The following is a 16,390-nucleotide window of genomic DNA, read 5'->3' as shown; positions in this document are numbered from 1 at the left end:
GCCCGCGACGCGTCAGGACGAGCAGTACCCCGATGTCCGATTTCACCGACCTGGTCGCCCGGGCCGTCTCCCCGGCGATGAGCCGCGAAGAGCGCGAAGCGGTCTACCAGGTGGTCAAGCAGGCCATGCGCCGGCTGCAGGAGCGCGAGAACCTGCAGCCCGAGGATCCCCGCGCCCGGCTCCAGGAACACCTCGTCGAGGAGACCATCCGCGACGTCGAGGCGCTGGTCACCCGCTACCTCGCCCGCCAGACCATCCTGGAGGCCGAGCGCGCCAACGCGGCGGCCAACGCCGCCGCCGCCGCGGCCGATCCGTAGCAGGACGGCGCTCACGCCTCCTCGGTCAGGCGCTTGAGCGAGGTCTGGAGTGCGTCGCCGCCGAGCAGCAGCGCCCGCGACAGGTCCGCCAGGGTGATCCAGCCGGTCACGCGCCCGCCCGCATCCCGCACCGGCAGGCGCCGGACGTGGTGGGCGGCCATCAGGTCGAGGGCGGTGCGCAGGGGATCGGTCTCGGTACAGGACACGACCGGGCGCGACAGCACCTCGCTGATCCGCAGGCTGCCCGGATCGAGCCCCTTCGCGACCACCCGGTAGAGGATGTCCCGGTCGGTGATCACGCCGTCGAGGGCGTCCGCCGTGCCGACCGGCAGGGCGCCGACATCGAGCTCGCCCATCAGCACCGCGGCCTCCTGCACCGGCGCCTCGCCGGGGATGAACTCCACGTCCCTGCTCATCACGTCCGCGACCGTCGCGCTCATCGTGTCTCCTCGTCACCCCGGCATCCCGGCAACCCGCGGCGGCGCCCGCGGCTCCGGATCGCGGCGCGATTCCCGCCGGTAAAATTGCACCGGTGAAATTTTGACGAAGGGACGGGAGCTTGGGCGAGGGCCGGCGCGTTCAGCCCACAGTCAGGCTTCTCGCCTCCGGGATCGTCGAACGCCCCTATGAACATGGAAATCACGTCCAAGCCCGCCCCGGAGACCCCGGCGGCCTCGCCCCTCGCCCGGCGCACCTCGCCCGTCTCGCGCATCAGCGAGGGCCAGCCCTTTCCCCTGGGCGCCAGCTGGGACGGCCTCGGCGTCAACTTCGCGCTGTTCTCCGCGCACGCCACCAAGGTCGAGCTGTGCCTGTTCGACGATTCCGGCGAGACCGAGATCGAGCGGATCGAGCTGCCCGAATACACCGATGAGGTCTGGCACGGCTACCTGCCGGACGCCCGCCCCGGCACGATCTACGGTTACCGGGTCCACGGCCCCTACGAGCCGGAGGCCGGCCACCGCTTCAACCCGAACAAGCTGCTCCTCGACCCCTACGCCAAGGCGCTGGTCGGTTCCGTCACCTGGAACCCGGCTTTGTTCGGCTACGTGATGGAGAGCGGCGACGACACCACCTTCGACACCCGCGACAGCGCCCCCTTCACCCGCAAGTGCCGGGTGATCGATCCCGCTTTCACCTGGGGCCGCGACCAGAAGCCGAACGTGCCGTGGGACAAGACGGTCTTCTACGAGACCCACGTCAAGGGTTTCACAAAGCTGCACCCGGCGGTGCCCGAGCGCCTGCGCGGCACCTATGCGGGCCTCGGCACGCCTGAGGTGCTGGAATACATCCGCAGCCTCGGCGTCACCTCGGTCGAGCTCTTGCCGATCCACTCCTTCGTCAACGACAGCTACCTGCTCGAGAAGGACCTGGTGAACTACTGGGGGTACAACACCCTCTCATTCTTCGCCCCCGCCCGCCGCTACGCCGCGGTGCCGGACTTCGCCTTCTCCGAGTTCAAGGAGATGGTGGCGCGCATGCACGGCGCCGGCCTCGAGGTGATCCTCGACGTGGTCTACAACCACACCGCCGAGGGCAACGAGAAGGGGCCGACCCTGTCGTTCAAGGGCATCGACAACGCCTCGTACTACCGGCTGCTGCCGGACCAGAAGCGCTACTACATCAACGACACCGGCACGGGGAACACCGTCAACCTCTCGCATCCGCGGGTGCTGCAGATGGTGACCGATTCCTTGCGCTACTGGGCGACCGAGATGCGGGTCGACGGCTTCCGCTTCGACCTCGCGACGATCCTCGGCCGCGAGCCCTACGGCTTCGACGAGGGCGGCGGCTTCCTCGATTCCTGCCGCCAGGACCCGGTGCTCTCCTCGGTCAAGCTGATCGCCGAGCCGTGGGATTGCGGCCCGGGCGGCTACCAGGTCGGCGGCTTCCCGCCCGGCTGGGCCGAGTGGAACGACCGTTTCCGGGACGAGGTGCGCGGCTACTGGAAGGGCGACGAGGGCCTCTTGCCGGCGCTCGCCTCCCGCCTCACCGGCTCGGCCGACAAGTTCAACAAGCGCGGCCGGCGCCCCTGGGCCTCGGTGAACTTCATCACCGCCCATGACGGCTTCACCCTCGCCGACACGGTCTCGTACAACGAGAAGCACAATACGGCGAACGGCGAGGACAACCGGGACGGCCACTCCCACAATCTCTCGTACAATTACGGCGCCGAGGGACCGACCGACGATCCCGAGATCAAGGCCGTGCGCCTGCGCCAGATGCGCAACCTGCTGGCGACCCTGCTCCTGTCGCGCGGAACCCCGATGCTGCTCGCCGGCGACGAGTTCGCCCGCACGCAGAAGGGCAACAACAACGCCTATTGCCAGGACAACGAGATCTCCTGGATCGACTGGGAGGGGATCGGCGAGGACGAGCGGGACCTGGCGGAGTTCACCCAGCGCCTGCTGATCCTGCGCCGGTCATTGCCGATGCTGAGCCGCGGGCGCTTCCTCACCGGGGCCTACGACGCCGAGCTCGGCGTCAAGGACGTGAACTGGCTCACCCCGGCCGGGACCGAGATGACCCCGGAGAACTGGAACGACGGCGGCGCCCGCTCGCTCGCCGTGGTTCTCGACGGCCGGGCGCAGACGAGCGGCATTCACCGGCGCGGGGGCGAGGCGACCCTGATGCTGCTCTTCAACGCCTATCACGACGTGGTGGAGTTCACCCTGCCGGAGGTGGTGGGGGGCGATGCCTGGATGCGGGTGCTCGACACCAACCTGCCCGACACCCAGGATCTCGCCCGGTTCGCCGTCGGCGACACCTACGCGGTCACCGGCCGCTCGATGCTGATGTTCGTGCTGCGCCCCACCGACCTGGACCATGCCAGCGAGACCTGGCGCTCCTACCAGCACGTGATCCAGGCCTTCGAGCGGGCGGAATCCGAGTGCGTCGCGTTCGGGTTGCCGCACGAGGGGTGACATCCGGGCGGGCCTGCCCACTTTGAGTTGGGCCCGAGAGACCGCGTCCGTCCCCTGCCTCAGCGGGGACGGGCGTGTATGAGGGCCTGTCGAACAGGCGCGATGGCGAGCGGGCGGCCGGACCGGCCGCCGGCGCCGTCTCGCGCGAGCGTGGAGTGGGGGCGGTGGCGAAGATCCTTCTCGTCGAGGACCATGAGGAAATCTGGGATTTCCTCTCCCGGCGGCTCAAGCGGCGGGGCTACGAGGTGGTGCTCGCCCATGACGGCGAGGAGGGCGTGATGAAGGCCCGCACCAGCCGGCCCGACATCATCCTGCTCGACATGAACCTGCCGGTGCTCGACGGATGGTCGGCGGCGCGCGCGCTCAAGTCCGACGCCGAGACCGCCCGGATCCCGATCATCGCGCTCACCGCCCACGCCATGTCGGGCGACCGCGAGAAGGTGATCCAGGCCGGCTGCGACGACTACCACCCGAAGCCCGTCGACTTCTCGAAGCTCCTGACCCAGATCGGCGCCGCCCTCGGCACGCCGTCCGCTCCCTGAGCGCCGGCGGCGCCGACTGGAGCACGACCCCGTCACGTTGCGATCGGATCGTGCTCTAGATCTTTGATTTTGCCGCATTTTCCGCGACGAACCGGCGTCCGCTCCGTCGGAGAGTGCTTCCAGAAGTCCGAACGAAGACCGGCGCCGACGCGCCGGACGCCCTCGCGTCGACGCGACGGCATGAAGGGTTAGAGAGGCCGATGATCGACGATCCCGTGACGGCGCGCCGCCTGCGCGACGCGATGCCGGTCTTCACGGCGCTGGCGGCCTGCCTCCTGGTGCTGGCGAGCGGCGCGATCCTGTCCCTCGGGCGCGACGTGCTGATGCCGATCACGCTCGCGGTGCTCCTCAGCTTCGTGCTGGCGCCGGCGGTGAGGGGCCTGCAGCGCCGGCGCCTGCCGCGCTCGCTCGCCGTGCTGGTCGTGGTGCTGGCGACCTTCGCGGGAATCGGGGGGCTCGGGCTCCTGATCGCCAACGAGGCGTCGCAGCTCGCCGCGGACCTGCCGCGCTACACCGTGACGATGCGCGAGAAGATCGGCTCCTTACGCGCCCAGGCCGGCGGCGGCGCCACCCTGGAGCGCTTGTTCCAGGCGGTGCAGGACCTGAGCCAGGACCTCCAGCCGCCGGAGCCCGCCAAGCCGCGCGGTCCGGCCGACACCGAGAAACCGATGCTGGTCGAGGTGCGCGAGCCGAAGGCCGGGCTGCTCACGACCCTCGGCAGCGTCGTGGCACCGGTGCTGCACCCGCTCGCCACGGTCGGGCTGATCCTGCTCTTCACCCTGTTCTTCCTCGCCCAGCGCGAGGACCTGCGCAACCGCGCGATCCGGCTCGCCGGCTCCGGCGACCTGCGCGCCACCACGGCGGCGATGGACGACGCGGTGGCGCGCCTGTCGCGCTTCTTCCTCGCCCAGGCCGGGCTCAACCTCGCCTTCGGCATCGTGATCGCGATCGGCCTGTGGCTGATCGGGGTGCCGAGCCCGATCCTGTGGGGCGTGCTCGCGGCGATCCTGCGCTTCGTGCCCTATATCGGCGCGGTGATCGGCATGGCCTTCCCGCTGCTGCTGGCCGCAGCGGTCGATCCGGGCTGGTCGATGCTGATCGCCACGATCGTCCTCTTCGCGGTCGTCGAGCCGATCGCCGGCCACGTGATCGAGCCCCTGCTCTACGGCCACTCGACCGGCCTATCGCCGGTGGCAGTGATCCTGGCCGCGACGCTCTGGACCTTCCTGTGGGGGCCGGTCGGGCTGGTGCTCGCCACCCCGATCACCGTCTGCCTGGTGGTGCTCGGCCGCCACGTCGAGCGCCTGGCCTTCCTCGACGTGATGCTGGGCGACCGGCCGGCCTTGGCCCCCTCCGAGATCTTCTACCAGCGCATGCTGGCGGGCGACCCCCTCGAGGCGATCGACAAGGCGCGCCAGGTGCTCAAGGAGCGCGCGCTCGCCACCTACTACGACGAGATCGCGCTCGGCGGCCTGCGGCTCGCCCAGAACGACCGGGCGAGCGGGGCCCTCGCCGCCGACCGCCAGCAGGCGGTGGGGCAGGCGATCGAGAGCGTGGTGACGACGCTCGGCACCCTGCCGGTGCGAAAAGGCGCCTCGGCGGTGCGCAGCGCCGAGACCGAGGCGGCGGTGGCGGCGCTCGGGCCGGACCGGGCCTCGACCGCCATCGTGCGCCGTCCGGAGGAGTTAGGGCCGGCCTGGCGCGGGCCCGCCCCGGTGCTGGTGGTGGCGGCCCGCGGGCCGTTCGACGCCGCCGCCGCCGGCATGCTGGCCCAGGTGCTCGGTCATCACGGCCTCAACGCCCGCACCACCAGCCAGGACGCCCTGAACAAGGGCGAGCGGCCGGACACCGCGGGCGTCGCCCTGGTCTGCCTGTCCTATATCGAGCCGATCAGCACCTCGCACATCCGCCTCGCTGCCCGCCTCGCCCGGCGGGCGATCCCCGGCGTGCGGGTGATGGTGGCGATCTGGCGCGAGCGCGACCCGGGAGGCCGCGACCGCCTGCGCCGGGCGACCTCCGCCGACATCCTGGTCACCACGATCAGCGACGCCCTCGACGCCGCCCTGGCGCTCTCCGGCGCCGGCGAGGCCCGCGAGACGCGGCGCGAGGCGGCGTGAGAGGGGCGGGGCTTAGCCGCAACATCCGGCCCGATCGACGGGGTCCTCGGGGCCTCGTCCCCGATCACGGCCCCGGGCGGTAAGCATAACTTTGAATCTTCCACCCCTGTGAGGGCATAGTCCGGCATCATTATGCCCTCGCGACGGTGTTGCAGCGGAGGGAGCCAAGTGCATCCGCGCCCGGGACGTGGAAAAATCCGGTCGTGGCAATCGTTTCCCGGATCGGGACCGCCGCTCGCCCGCCGGTGACCGCCGCGACGGCGATTGCAACCTTGCGTCGCCTGGCCTATCCCGGTCCCGAAGCGACGCCCGGTCGCGGTCGCACGGGTGGCCTCGACCGTTGTGCAGGGGCGCCGGGTGTAGGATCCCATCGTCCAGGCGGGATCTTGAGCGGACGAGATTCGGTCAGCGGGCCACCGGAGCGACGATGAGTGTGAAGCGAACGCCGACCGAACTCGGGACCCGGCCGACCGTGGCGGACGTACCCACCGACGTCTCGGACCATCACAGCGACATCTTCTTCGCCGCCGTCGAGATGACGCGGATGCCGATGATCGTGACCGATCCGCGCCAGCCGGACAACCCGATCATCTTCGCCAACCAGGCCTTCCGGGCGATGACCGGCTACGCGCCCGAGGAGCTGGTCGGCCGCAACTGCCGCTTCCTGCAGGGACCCGAGACGGACCGCGAGACGGTGTCGGAGGTCCGCCGCGCCATCGCGGAACGGAAAGAGATCGCGACCGAGATCCTGAACTACCGCAAGAACGGCTCGACCTTCTGGAACGCGCTGTTCATCTCGCCGGTCTACGACCAGAAGGGCGAGCTGGTCTACTTCTTCGGCTCGCAGCTCGACGTGTCGCGTCGGCGCGACGCCGAGGAGGCCCTGCGCCAGGCCCAGAAGATGGAGGCGCTCGGCCAGCTCACCGGCGGCATCGCGCACGATTTCAACAACCTGCTCCAGGTGGTGGTGGGCTACGTCGACATCCTGCAGTCGGGCCTCGAAGACCCGGCGGCGGATCCGCGCCGGATGACCCGGGCGGTCGACAACATCCGCAGCGCCGCCGAGCGCGCCACCACCCTGACCCAGCAGCTGCTCGCCTTCGCCCGCAAGCAGCGCCTCGACGGGCGGGCGGTCAACCTCAACAACCTCGTCGAGGGCATGCGCGACCTCGCCGGGCGCACCCTCGGCGACGGCATCGCCATCGAGGCGGAGCTGCCCGAGGGCCTGTGGAACGCCCGCCTCGACCCGACCCAGACCGAGGTGGCGCTGCTCAACATCCTGATCAACGCCCGCGACGCGATGCCGGACGGCGGGACGGTGACGCTCCGGACCGAGAACCACGTCTTCTCGGCCGAGGATCTGCCCTCCGGCCTTCCGCAGCCCGGGCGCTACGTCTCGGTCGCGGTGACGGATACCGGCAACGGCATGCCGCCGGAGGTCCTGGCGCGGGTGATGGAGCCGTTCTTCACCACCAAGGAGGAGGGGCGCGGCACGGGACTCGGCCTCGCCATGGTCTACGGCTTCGCCAAGCAATCGGGCGGCACCGTCGTCATGGAGTCGCGCTCCGGCCACGGCACCACCGTGCGGCTCTACTTCCCGATGAGCGACAGCGAGGAGCGTCCGGCCCCGGGCCCCGGCCAGCGCGCCGACCAGCGCTCCGGCACCGAGACGATCCTGGTCGTCGACGACCGCCGCGACGTCGCCGAACTCGCCCGGGCGATCCTGCGCGATTTCGGCTACACCACGCTGCTGGCCACCGACGGCCGCCAGGCCCTCGAACTGCTCGACGGCGGCGACAAGGTCGACCTCCTGTTCTCCGACCTGATCATGCCCGGCGGCATGAATGGCGTGATGCTCGCCCGCGAGGCCCGCCGCCGCCAGCCCCGCCTCAAGGTGCTGCTCACCACCGGCTACGCCGAGGCCTCGCTGGAGCGCACCGACGCCGGCGGCAGCGAGTTCGAGATCATCAACAAGCCCTACCGCCGGATGGAGCTGGCGCGACGGGTGCGGGCGGTGCTGGACGGGCCGACCGGGGTGACCTGACGCGCGGCGGCCGCACGCCGCCAGGACAGGGGAGGAGCCGATGCCGAATCGCCCGACGCGCCGCGTGATGCTCGGCACCCTTGCCGCCGGCCTCCTGGCGCCCCGGCCGGCGCGGGCGACCTGCCTCCTGACCCCGCAGGCGGTGGAGGGACCGTTCTACCTCGATCCCCGCCTGCTGCGCTCGGACATCCGGGAAGACCGGGCCGGCACGCCGCTCCGGGTGAGCCTGCAGGTCGTGACGTTGCGCGACTGCGTCGCCCTGCCGGCGGCCCGGGTCGATCTCTGGCACGCCGACGCGCAGGGGCAGTATTCGGGTACCCGCGATCAGGGTGACCGGGGCGCGTCGACCGTCGGCCGAACGTTCCTGCGTGGCACGCAGGTCGCCGACGAAGCCGGCCGCGTGGGCTTCCGGACGATCTATCCCGGCTGGTATCCGGGCCGCACGCCCCACCTCCACGTGAAGGTGATCCTGGGCGGCCGGACGGCGCTCACGGGCCAGATCTACTTCCCTGACGCTGTGAGCGACGCGGTGTACGGGGCGCCCGCCTATGCGGGCCGCTCCCGGCGCGGCCGGATCGGCAATGCCCGCGACGTCCTCCTGCGCCAGGACGACCCCGAGGGCCGCGGCATCGCGGAGATCCGCCCGGAGGGCGAGGGCTACGCGGCGGCGCTGACGCTGGTGGTGCGCGGCGCCTGACGGGTCCCCCGCGGCATCGACGCTGCGGGGAACGATACCTTGACGGGCGGCCGGGAGGCCCGGCCGCCCTCGGCGTTTTACGCCGTCATCGCGGTCTTCAGGTTCTCGTCGATCTTGTCGAGGAAGCCGGTGGTGGAGAGCCACTTCTGGTCCGGGCCGACGAGCAGCGCGAGGTCCTTGGTCATGAAGCCGGCCTCGACGGTGTCGACGCAGACCTTCTCCAGCGTCTCGGCGAACTTGGCGAGATCGGCGTTCGAGTCGAGCTTGGCGCGGTGCGACAGGCCGCGGGTCCAGGCGAAGATCGACGCGATCGAGTTGGTAGAGGTCTCCTTGCCCTTCTGGTGCTCGCGGTAGTGGCGGGTCACCGTGCCGTGGGCGGCCTCGGCCTCGACGGTCTGGCCGTCGGGGGTGAGCAGCACCGAGGTCATCAGGCCGAGCGAGCCGAAGCCCTGCGCCACGGTGTCCGACTGCACGTCGCCGTCGTAGTTCTTGCACGCCCAGACGTAGCCGCCGGACCACTTCAGGGCCGAGGCGACCATGTCGTCGATCAGGCGGTGCTCGTAGGTGATGCCGGCCGACTGGAACCGCGACTTGAACTCGGCCTCGTACACCTCCTCGAAGATGTCCTTGAACCGGCCGTCATAGGCCTTCAGGATGGTGTTCTTGGTCGAGAGGTAGACCGGGAACTTGCGGGCCAGGCCATAGTTCATCGACGCGCGGGCGAAGTCGCGGATCGACTCGTCGAGGTTGTACATCGACAGGGCGACGCCGGCGCCCGGGAACTTGAACACCTCACGCTCGATGACGGTGCCGTCCTCGCCCTCGAACTTGACGGTGAGGCGGCCCTTGCCCGGCACCTTGAAGTCGGTGGCGCGGTACTGGTCGCCATAGGCGTGGCGGCCGACGACGATCGGCTGGGTCCAGCCCGGCACCAGGCGCGGCACGTTGCGGCAGATGATCGGCTCGCGGAAGATCACGCCGCCGAGGATGTTGCGGATCGTGCCGTTCGGCGACTTCCACATCTCCTTGAGGTTGAACTCCTTCACCCGGGCCTCGTCCGGGGTGATGGTGGCGCACTTGACGCCGACGCCGTGCTTCTTGATCGCCTCGGCGGCCTCGATCGTCACCTTGTCGTTGGTGGCGTCGCGGTGCTCGACCCCGAGGTCGTAGTACTCGAGCGGGACATCGAGGTAGGGGTGGATCAGCTTGTCCTTGATGGACTGCCAGATGATCCGGGTCATCTCGTCGCCGTCGAGCTCGACGACGGGGTTCGCCACCTTGATCTTCGCCATGTCTGATCCAGCCTTCCGTGATCCGGGGGCCGCCCACAGGCCCGCGTGAGGCGCGCGGCCGGCCGTGGCGCGGTCATAGCGCGCTGCACAAACAGGGGGAAGCGCCGGGACGGAATGGTTTTTCTCGGACGTCACGAAAAAAGCCCCGGCGCGGGGGCACCGGGGCTGCAAGGAGGTCCGTGGAATGAACGTCGATCAGGGCCGGCGGGTTCCCGAAGCCGCGCGAGGCCCCTTCGCGATCCGGGCACGAGGCCCTATGTGCCGGCGATCCGTTTCCGACCGACGCCGCCCCATGACCGAACCTTTGCCGAACCGCCCCTGCATCATCCTGGTCGAGCCCCAGCTCGCCGAGAATATCGGCATGACCGCCCGCGCGATGGGGAATTTCGGGCTCGACGCGTTGCGGATCGTCAACCCCAAGGGCGGCTGGCCGATGAAGGGCGTGCGCGAGACCGCGTCGAGCGCCACCCACATCCTCGACGGCGCGCGGATCTTCCCGACCGTCGCCGCGGCCCTCGGCGATCTTCAATACGTGCTCGCCACCACCGCGCGGGAGCGCGGGCAGATGAAGCGGGTCTTCGGGCCCGACGAGGGGATGGCCGAGGCGGCAGGCCGCCTCGCCGCGGGCGAGACGGTCGGCATCCTGTTCGGGCGCGAGCGGGTCGGGCTGTCGAACGACGAGGTGTCGCTCGCAGACGCCATCGTCACCTTCCCGGTCGATCCGGAGCATTCCTCGCTCAACCTCGCCCAGAGCGTGCTCCTCGTCGCCTACGAGTGGCGCCGGGCGGCCGGGCAGGCGGTGCTGCCGTTCGCAGGCGGGATGCGCTCGGGGCCGGCGCCGCGGGAGGCCGTGATCGCGCTGTTCGAGAGCCTGGAGGCCGAGCTCGACGCCGCCGGCTACTACCCGCCGGCGAAGCGCGACGGGATGATCCGCAACATGCGCGACATGTTCCACCGCATGGCGATGACCGAGCAGGACGTGCGCAGCTTCCGGGGGGCGCTGCGGGCGCTGGCGCGGCGCCCCCCGGAGGGGTGACGCCTACAGCTTCACCACCAGCTTCCCGAAATTGCGGCCCTTGAGCAGGCCGATGAAGGCCTCCGGCGCGCTCTCCAGCCCCTCGACCACGTCCTCGCGGTAGCGCACGCGGCCCTCGCGCAGCCACTGGCCGACATCGGAGAGGAAGGCCTGCTCCTGGTCGGCGAAGTCCCAGACGATGAAGCCGCGGAAGGTCAGGCGCTTGCTCAAGACCGCGCGCATGACCGCCGGCACCCGGTCGGGCCCGGGGGGCAGCTCGGTCATGTTGTAGTTGGCGACCAGGCCGCAGACCGGGATGCGGGCGAAATCGTTGAGGAGCGGCAGCACCGCGTCGAACACCGCGCCGCCGACATTCTCGAAGTAGACGTCGATGCCGTCCGGGCAGGCCGCCGCCAGGGCGGCGGGCAGGTCGGCGGAGCGGTGGTCCACCGCCGCGTCGAAGCCGAGCTCCTCCGTGAGGTGGCGGCACTTGTCGGCCCCGCCGGCGATGCCGACCGTACGGGCGCCTTTCAGCTTGGCGATCTGGCCGACCAGCGAGCCGACCGGGCCGGTGGCGGCGGCCACCACGACGGTCTCGCCGGCTTTGGGCGCCCCGATGGTGAGGAGGCCCGTATAGGCGGTCATGCCCGGCATGCCGAGCACCCCGAGCGCCGTGGTGACGGGGGCGGCCGCCGGATCGAGCTTGCGCAGGCCCTGGCCGTTCGACACGGAAAAGTCCTGCCAGCCGCCATAGGCCAGGACCGTGTCGCCGACGGAGAAGCCCGGGTTGTGCGAGGCCACGACCTCCGCCACCGTGGCGCCGACCATCACCTCGTTGATCTCGACCGGCTTGGCGTAGGACTTCGCCGCGCTCATCCGGCCGCGCATGTAGGGATCGAGGGAGAGGTAGCGGTTGCGCAGCAGCACCTCGCCCTCCTTCGCCGCCGGCACCGTCCCGCGTTCGACGCGGAAATGGGCGGGCGTCGGCTCGCCGTGGGGCCGGGACGCCAGGACGATGCGGCGGTTCACGTCGGACATGTGGGACCTCCCTCGAGGGCTTTCCTTGGGGGCTTTCGCGCGGGCTCGGCCCACCGGCCACGCTCGCACGCGGTCCGTCGCACTTGGGACGCAAGCCCCCGCGCGTCAACGCCGCGCTGGCCGGAGTTTGTCAGAGCCTTACCTGCGAGGGGTGCGCCGGCCGGTCCGGCACCATCGCGAAAAGGTTCGCGCGAAAGGGTTCGGCATGCCTGCGTCGTCGCTCCTCGCCTCGCTCCTCGCCGGCCCGCTCCTGCTCGCGGCGGTCCTGCCGGCCGCCTCCGCCGGGTCCGACCTCGACCGCTACCGCTGGAAGTCCCGGGTCCTGGTGATCGCGGCCGCCGCCGACGATCCCCGCGTCGCCGCGCAGGGGCGCATCGCCGAGGCGGCCGGCGCCGGGATGCGCGAGCGCGACCTCGTGGTGGTGCGGGCGATCGGGGAGGGGAGGGAGGCCGCTTCCCTGCGCCGCCGGCTCGGCCTGCCGGCGACGGGGTTCCGGGCGGTGCTGGTCGGCAAGGACGGCGGGGCGAAGCTCGTCGCGGAGGAGCCGATCCCGGCCGAGCGGCTGTTCTCCACCATCGACGCCATGCCGATGCGGCGGGACGAGGCCGCGGGGCGCCGCAACTGATCCGAGATCGAGCTCAAGGCCACGGCCACGAAAAAGGGCCGCCCTCGCGCAGGCGGCCCCTTCCTGTCCGTGCCGTCCGGCTCAGTAGCAGCGGGTCACGAGCACGCGGCGATAGCCGTAGGGCGTCCAGCGCACCCGGGGCACCTCGTAGCAGCCGCCGCCATAGCCGTAATCGTAGCCGCCGCCGTAATAGCCGACGGGGGCGTAGCCGCCATAGCCGTAGCCGCCGTAATACGGGTAGGCCGTGGCCGCCGCGAGGCCGAGCCCGAGCCCGAGTCCCAGGCCCGCGGCGCCGTAGCCGAAGCCGCCATAGCCGCGGCGGTAGCCGTAGCCGCCGCGCCACCCGCCGAAGCCACCGCGATAGCCGCCGAAGCCGACCCCACGGTAGCCGCCGAAGCCGCCGCGGAACCCGCCGCCGCCGAAGCCGCCGCCCCGGAAGCCACCGCCGTGGAATCCGCCACCATGGAATCCGCCGCCGAAGCCGCGCGCCTCCGCGGTGGCCGGTACGACCAGCAGCGCGCCCGCGAGCGCCGCCGACGCCGCCAACATGCCCTTCATGATCCGATCTCCCTCGAGAGAGTGTCCGACCCCCAGGCTCTCAAAACTCGCAAGCTCGACGTTCGGTTCGTGCTGCAAAACGTCACGATCGCTCTATACCGGTAGCACGAAAACCGGATGCGCGGACGAAGTGCGGAGACGATGATGGCGGCAAGGGCGGGACGGATCGGGGTGTGGCTGCTCGGAGCGGGCCTGGGCTGGCTCGCCGCCGGCCCTGCCCCTGCGGCGCCCGCCGCCTCCCCTTCGGTCGCGTCCGCGCCGGCGCCCGCTGCCTCGCCGGCCTCCTGCCGGCCGCAGACCCACGAGGGCCAGGCCTACGCCGTCTGCACCGTCGATCTGCGGCGCGCCCGGGTGAAGCTGTTCTGGCGCGGGCCCGACGGCCTGCCCTACGGCTCGCTGTCGCGCCTCGCCGGCCAGCAGGGGACGAACCTCGCCTTCGCGATGAATGCCGGCATGTACGATACGGGGCTTAGCCCCGTCGGCCTCTACGTCGAGAACGGGCGCGAGCTGAAGGCCGCCAACACCGCCAACGGCCCGGGCAACTTCCACCTCAAGCCGAACGGCGTGTTCTACGTCGCCGGCGACCGGGCCGGCGTGCTCGAGACCGGCCGCTACCTGAAGGCCCATCCCCGGGCCGAGTTCGCGACCCAGTCCGGGCCGATGCTGGTGATCAACAACCGCATCCACCCGAAGATCTCCGAGGACGGCCCCTCGCAAAAAATCCGCAACGGGGTCGGCGTGCGGCCGGACGGGCACACGGCGGTGTTCGCGATCTCCGAAGCACCGGTGAGCTTCGGGGCCTTCGCGCGGCTGTTTCGCGATGCGCTGGGCTGCCCCAACGCACTGTTCCTCGACGGCAGCGTGTCGAGCCTCTACGCCCCCTCGCTCGGCCGCCAGGACCTGAGCCGCCCGCTCGGGCCGCTCGTCGGCGCCGTGACCAAGTGAGGCGGGTCAAGTGAAGGGGATGGGACGGGCGGTTCCGTTGATCCCGAAAATGCTCTAGGGGGGACCACGATGAACCGCACCGCGCTCTATGCCGGCTCCTTCGATCCGGTGACCAACGGCCATCTCGACGTGGTGCGCCAGGCCTGCCGTCTGGTCGGCCGCCTCGTGGTGGCGATCGGCGTGCATCCGGGCAAGACCCCGCTCTTCACCGCCGAGGAGCGGGCCGATCTGATCCGGGCCACCTGCGGGCCGCTGGCCGCCGAGACCGGGACGGCGCTCGAGGTGGTCACCTTCGCCGACCTCGCGGTGGCGGCGGCGCGCCGGCACGGGGCCAGCCTGTTCATCCGCGGTTTGCGCGACGGCACCGATCTCGACTACGAGATGCAGCTCGCCGGCATGAACGGCGCCATGGCGCCGGAGGTGCAGACCGTGTTCCTGCCGGCCTCGACCGGCGTGCGGCCGATCACCGCCACCCTGGTCCGCCAGATCGCCGCCATGGGCGGCGACGTGCGGCCCTTCGTGCCCGCGGCGGTGGCCGACCGCCTCAGCGCCCGCTTCGCCCCGTCCGCCTGACGCGGGCGTACTCACCCTTTCAGGAGACATCCCGATGATCCGCTGGCTCGCAGCCCTGGTGCTGTCCGTCGCCGCCTTCAGCGCCGCCGCCCCGGCGAGCGCCGCGCCCGACCAGAACACCGTCTACCTCGACACCAAGGACGGCCGCGTCACCATCCAGCTGCGCCCCGACCTCGCCCCCAAGCACGTCCAGCAGATCAAGACGCTGACGAAGCGCGGCTTCTACAACGGCATCGTGTTCCACCGCGTCATCGACGGCTTCATGGCCCAGACCGGCGATCCGACCGGCACCGGCATGGGCAAGTCCGACCTGCCGAACATCCCGGCGGAGTTCTCCAAGGCGCCGTTCAAGCGCGGCACCGTCGGCATGGCCCGCTCGCAGGACCCGAACTCGGCGAATTCCCAGTTCTTCATCTGCTTCGGCGACGCCTCGTTCCTCAACAACCAGTACACGGTGGTGGGCGAGGTGACCTCGGGCATGGACGTGGTCGACAAGATCAAGAAGGGCTCCTCGGCCCAGAACGGCACCGTGCAGGGCCCGGACAAGATCGTCCGGATGAGCCTGGCGCAGGACGGCCAGTAAGGCCTTGCGCGGCGGGTCGATCCGCGTCGGCGTCGCGCTGGCCCTCTCGGCCTCGCCCGCCGCCGCGCAGTTCGACGTCTACGACAACCCCTCGGTGCTCTCGCTGCCGACGACTCTGCGGGCGACCGTGCGGGTCCCGGCGGCGGGCCCGCCGCCGGGGGCTGCCGACACCCTGGTGGCGCTTTATTCCGTGCTTGCCGCCTGCTGGCGCCCGCCGGCAGACCTCGGAGCCGCCGCGATCACCGCGCGTTTCGCCCTGCGGCGGGACGGGAGCCTCCAGGGCACCCCGCGGATCACCTTCGCCCGCGTGCGCCCCGAGCGCCGCGAGGCTCTCGCCGCCGAAACCCTCTCGTCGCTGGCCCGCTGCACCCCGGCGCGGCTGACGGCGGGACTCGGCGGGGCCGTCGCGGGGCGTCCCATCGCCCTGCGTTTCGTCTACCCTGGTCCGAATCAAGGAGACCGACCATGACCGACAGCAACCGACTCGTGATGGAGACCAGCAAGGGCCGCGTGGTCATCGAGCTGCGCCCCGACCTCGCCCCCAACCATGTCGAGCGGATCAAGACCCTCTCGCAGCAGGGCTTCTACGACGGCGTGCCGTTCCACCGCGTCATCGACGGCTTCATGGCCCAGACCGGCGACCCGACCGGCACCGGCACCGGCGGCTCCGAGCTGCCGGACCTGAAGGCCGAGTTCAACGCCGAGCCGCACGTGCGCGGCACCTGCTCGATGGCCCGCACCAACTTCCCGCACTCGGCCAACTCGCAGTTCTTCATCTGCTTCGGCGACGCCAAGTTCCTCGACCGCCAGTACACGGTGTGGGGCAAGGTGGTCGAGGGCATGGAGGTCGTCGACCAGATCAAGCGCGGCGAGCCGGTGCGCGATCCCGACACCATCACGTCGATGCGCGTCGAGGCGTAAGCAGAAGGCTTCGGCGGGCCCTCGGGCTGCCGAGCCAGGCGCGCGAACCCTCCCCCCTCTGCCCCGGGCTGTCCGGGAAAAAGACGGGGCGCGGGTTCCTCCTCTCCCCGCGGGCGGGGAGAGGGCCGAGCCCTCGTCCAGAGGGCGCGGCAAGCGGAGGCGCAGCCGGAGCGAGGGTGAGGGGGTTTCGACGAGTGAGGCT

The 16,390-nt window shown here is 71.0% G+C and carries 17 protein-coding genes; 13 read left to right on the top strand and 4 right to left on the bottom strand.

Annotated elements, in window-relative coordinates:
• Positions 1-32: 32 nt before the first annotated feature.
• Positions 33-317 carry a hypothetical protein gene (locus DK412_RS01050; RefSeq protein ID WP_109970419.1) on the top strand — a complete coding sequence of 95 codons (285 nt, stop codon included), beginning with the start codon at positions 33-35 and terminating at the stop codon, positions 315-317.
• An 11-nt stretch (positions 318-328) separates the two neighbouring features.
• Here DK412_RS01050 and DK412_RS01045 read toward each other — a convergent pair whose 3' ends face one another.
• Positions 329-757, bottom strand: a complete 429-nt coding sequence (locus DK412_RS01045; protein WP_109970418.1) for a CBS domain-containing protein — start codon at positions 755-757, stop codon at positions 329-331.
• Between the two features lie 192 nt (positions 758-949).
• Here DK412_RS01045 and glgX point away from each other — a divergent pair, with 192 nt between their 5' ends.
• From glgX to DK412_RS01020, 5 genes are all read left to right on the top strand, one after another.
• On the top strand, positions 950-3,238 hold the full coding sequence (gene glgX / locus DK412_RS01040) for a glycogen debranching protein GlgX (protein ID WP_109974985.1): 2,289 nt from the start codon (positions 950-952) through the stop codon (positions 3,236-3,238).
• A gap of 164 nt (positions 3,239-3,402) precedes the next feature.
• Entirely contained in the window at positions 3,403-3,780 is a 378-nt protein-coding gene (locus DK412_RS01035; protein WP_093569042.1) for a response regulator, read from the top strand.
• Between the two features lie 200 nt (positions 3,781-3,980).
• On the top strand, positions 3,981-5,897 hold the full coding sequence (locus DK412_RS01030) for an AI-2E family transporter (RefSeq protein ID WP_109970417.1): 1,917 nt from the start codon (positions 3,981-3,983) through the stop codon (positions 5,895-5,897).
• 427 nt (positions 5,898-6,324) lie between these two features.
• Positions 6,325-7,941, top strand: a complete 1,617-nt coding sequence (locus tag DK412_RS01025) for a hybrid sensor histidine kinase/response regulator (protein WP_109970416.1) — start codon at positions 6,325-6,327, stop codon at positions 7,939-7,941.
• Between the two features lie 40 nt (positions 7,942-7,981).
• On the top strand, positions 7,982-8,638 hold the full coding sequence (locus DK412_RS01020; protein WP_109970415.1) for an intradiol ring-cleavage dioxygenase: 657 nt from the start codon (positions 7,982-7,984) through the stop codon (positions 8,636-8,638).
• A gap of 77 nt (positions 8,639-8,715) precedes the next feature.
• Here the strand turns inward: DK412_RS01020 and DK412_RS01015 are convergent, their stop codons facing one another.
• Positions 8,716-9,930 (bottom strand): NADP-dependent isocitrate dehydrogenase, encoded by a 1,215-nt coding sequence (locus DK412_RS01015; protein ID WP_109970414.1) that lies wholly within the window; start codon positions 9,928-9,930, stop codon positions 8,716-8,718.
• A gap of 292 nt (positions 9,931-10,222) precedes the next feature.
• Here DK412_RS01015 and DK412_RS01010 point away from each other — a divergent pair, with 292 nt between their 5' ends.
• On the top strand, positions 10,223-10,966 hold the full coding sequence (locus DK412_RS01010; RefSeq protein ID WP_109970413.1) for an RNA methyltransferase: 744 nt from the start codon (positions 10,223-10,225) through the stop codon (positions 10,964-10,966).
• Between the two features lie 3 nt (positions 10,967-10,969).
• On the opposite strand, the gene DK412_RS01005 is transcribed toward DK412_RS01010, so the two are convergent.
• On the bottom strand, positions 10,970-11,983 hold the full coding sequence (locus DK412_RS01005) for an NADP-dependent oxidoreductase (RefSeq protein WP_109970412.1): 1,014 nt from the start codon (positions 11,981-11,983) through the stop codon (positions 10,970-10,972).
• 205 nt (positions 11,984-12,188) lie between these two features.
• On the opposite strand from DK412_RS01005, the gene DK412_RS01000 reads away from it, so the two are divergent.
• Positions 12,189-12,608, top strand: a complete 420-nt coding sequence (locus DK412_RS01000; RefSeq protein ID WP_109970411.1) for a DUF4174 domain-containing protein — start codon at positions 12,189-12,191, stop codon at positions 12,606-12,608.
• 81 nt (positions 12,609-12,689) lie between these two features.
• Here DK412_RS01000 and DK412_RS00995 read toward each other — a convergent pair whose 3' ends face one another.
• Entirely contained in the window at positions 12,690-13,166 is a 477-nt protein-coding gene (locus DK412_RS00995) for a hypothetical protein (RefSeq protein WP_109970410.1), read from the bottom strand.
• A gap of 117 nt (positions 13,167-13,283) precedes the next feature.
• Between DK412_RS00995 and DK412_RS00990 the strand changes: the two genes are divergently transcribed.
• From DK412_RS00990 to DK412_RS00970, 5 genes are all read left to right on the top strand, one after another.
• Entirely contained in the window at positions 13,284-14,111 is an 828-nt protein-coding gene (locus DK412_RS00990; protein WP_245447373.1) for a phosphodiester glycosidase family protein, read from the top strand.
• 69 nt (positions 14,112-14,180) lie between these two features.
• Positions 14,181-14,684 carry a pantetheine-phosphate adenylyltransferase gene (coaD, locus tag DK412_RS00985; RefSeq protein WP_109970408.1) on the top strand — a complete coding sequence of 168 codons (504 nt, stop codon included), beginning with the start codon at positions 14,181-14,183 and terminating at the stop codon, positions 14,682-14,684.
• 34 nt (positions 14,685-14,718) lie between these two features.
• Entirely contained in the window at positions 14,719-15,267 is a 549-nt protein-coding gene (locus DK412_RS00980) for a peptidylprolyl isomerase (RefSeq protein WP_093568964.1), read from the top strand.
• A 4-nt stretch (positions 15,268-15,271) separates the two neighbouring features.
• Positions 15,272-15,736 (top strand): hypothetical protein, encoded by a 465-nt coding sequence (locus tag DK412_RS00975; RefSeq protein WP_109970407.1) that lies wholly within the window; start codon positions 15,272-15,274, stop codon positions 15,734-15,736.
• Positions 15,733-16,188: a peptidylprolyl isomerase gene (locus DK412_RS00970; protein ID WP_109970406.1), complete on the top strand. Its 456-nt coding sequence runs from the start codon at positions 15,733-15,735 to the stop codon at positions 16,186-16,188. The genes DK412_RS00975 and DK412_RS00970 overlap by 4 nt, the downstream gene beginning before the upstream one ends.
• Positions 16,189-16,390: the final 202 nt, after the last annotated feature.

The organism is Methylobacterium sp. 17Sr1-1, assembly GCF_003173775.1.
Lineage (GTDB): Bacteria > Pseudomonadota > Alphaproteobacteria > Rhizobiales > Beijerinckiaceae > Methylobacterium.
This window is presented reverse-complemented; position numbering and strand designations above follow the sequence as displayed.

Bases quoted from the DNA above. Each gene is read 5' to 3' on its own strand.
- DK412_RS01005 (WP_109970412.1), bottom strand. From the start codon at position 11,983: ATGTCCGACGTGAACCGCCGCATCGTCCTGGCGTCCCGGCCCCACGGC.
- DK412_RS00990 (WP_245447373.1), top strand. From the start codon at position 13,284: ATGCGCGGACGAAGTGCGGAGACGATGATGGCGGCAAGGGCGGGACGG.
- glgX (WP_109974985.1), top strand. From the start codon at position 950: ATGGAAATCACGTCCAAGCCCGCCCCGGAGACCCCGGCGGCCTCGCCC.
- DK412_RS01015 (WP_109970414.1), bottom strand. From the start codon at position 9,930: ATGGCGAAGATCAAGGTGGCGAACCCCGTCGTCGAGCTCGACGGCGAC.
- DK412_RS00970 (WP_109970406.1), top strand. From the start codon at position 15,733: ATGACCGACAGCAACCGACTCGTGATGGAGACCAGCAAGGGCCGCGTG.
- DK412_RS01020 (WP_109970415.1), top strand. From the start codon at position 7,982: ATGCCGAATCGCCCGACGCGCCGCGTGATGCTCGGCACCCTTGCCGCC.
- DK412_RS00980 (WP_093568964.1), top strand. From the start codon at position 14,719: ATGATCCGCTGGCTCGCAGCCCTGGTGCTGTCCGTCGCCGCCTTCAGC.
- DK412_RS01000 (WP_109970411.1), top strand. From the start codon at position 12,189: ATGCCTGCGTCGTCGCTCCTCGCCTCGCTCCTCGCCGGCCCGCTCCTG.
- DK412_RS01030 (WP_109970417.1), top strand. From the start codon at position 3,981: ATGATCGACGATCCCGTGACGGCGCGCCGCCTGCGCGACGCGATGCCG.
- DK412_RS00995 (WP_109970410.1), bottom strand. From the start codon at position 13,166: ATGAAGGGCATGTTGGCGGCGTCGGCGGCGCTCGCGGGCGCGCTGCTG.
- DK412_RS01010 (WP_109970413.1), top strand. From the start codon at position 10,223: ATGACCGAACCTTTGCCGAACCGCCCCTGCATCATCCTGGTCGAGCCC.
- DK412_RS01050 (WP_109970419.1), top strand. From the start codon at position 33: ATGTCCGATTTCACCGACCTGGTCGCCCGGGCCGTCTCCCCGGCGATG.
- DK412_RS01045 (WP_109970418.1), bottom strand. From the start codon at position 757: ATGAGCGCGACGGTCGCGGACGTGATGAGCAGGGACGTGGAGTTCATC.
- DK412_RS01025 (WP_109970416.1), top strand. From the start codon at position 6,325: ATGAGTGTGAAGCGAACGCCGACCGAACTCGGGACCCGGCCGACCGTG.
- coaD (WP_109970408.1), top strand. From the start codon at position 14,181: ATGAACCGCACCGCGCTCTATGCCGGCTCCTTCGATCCGGTGACCAAC.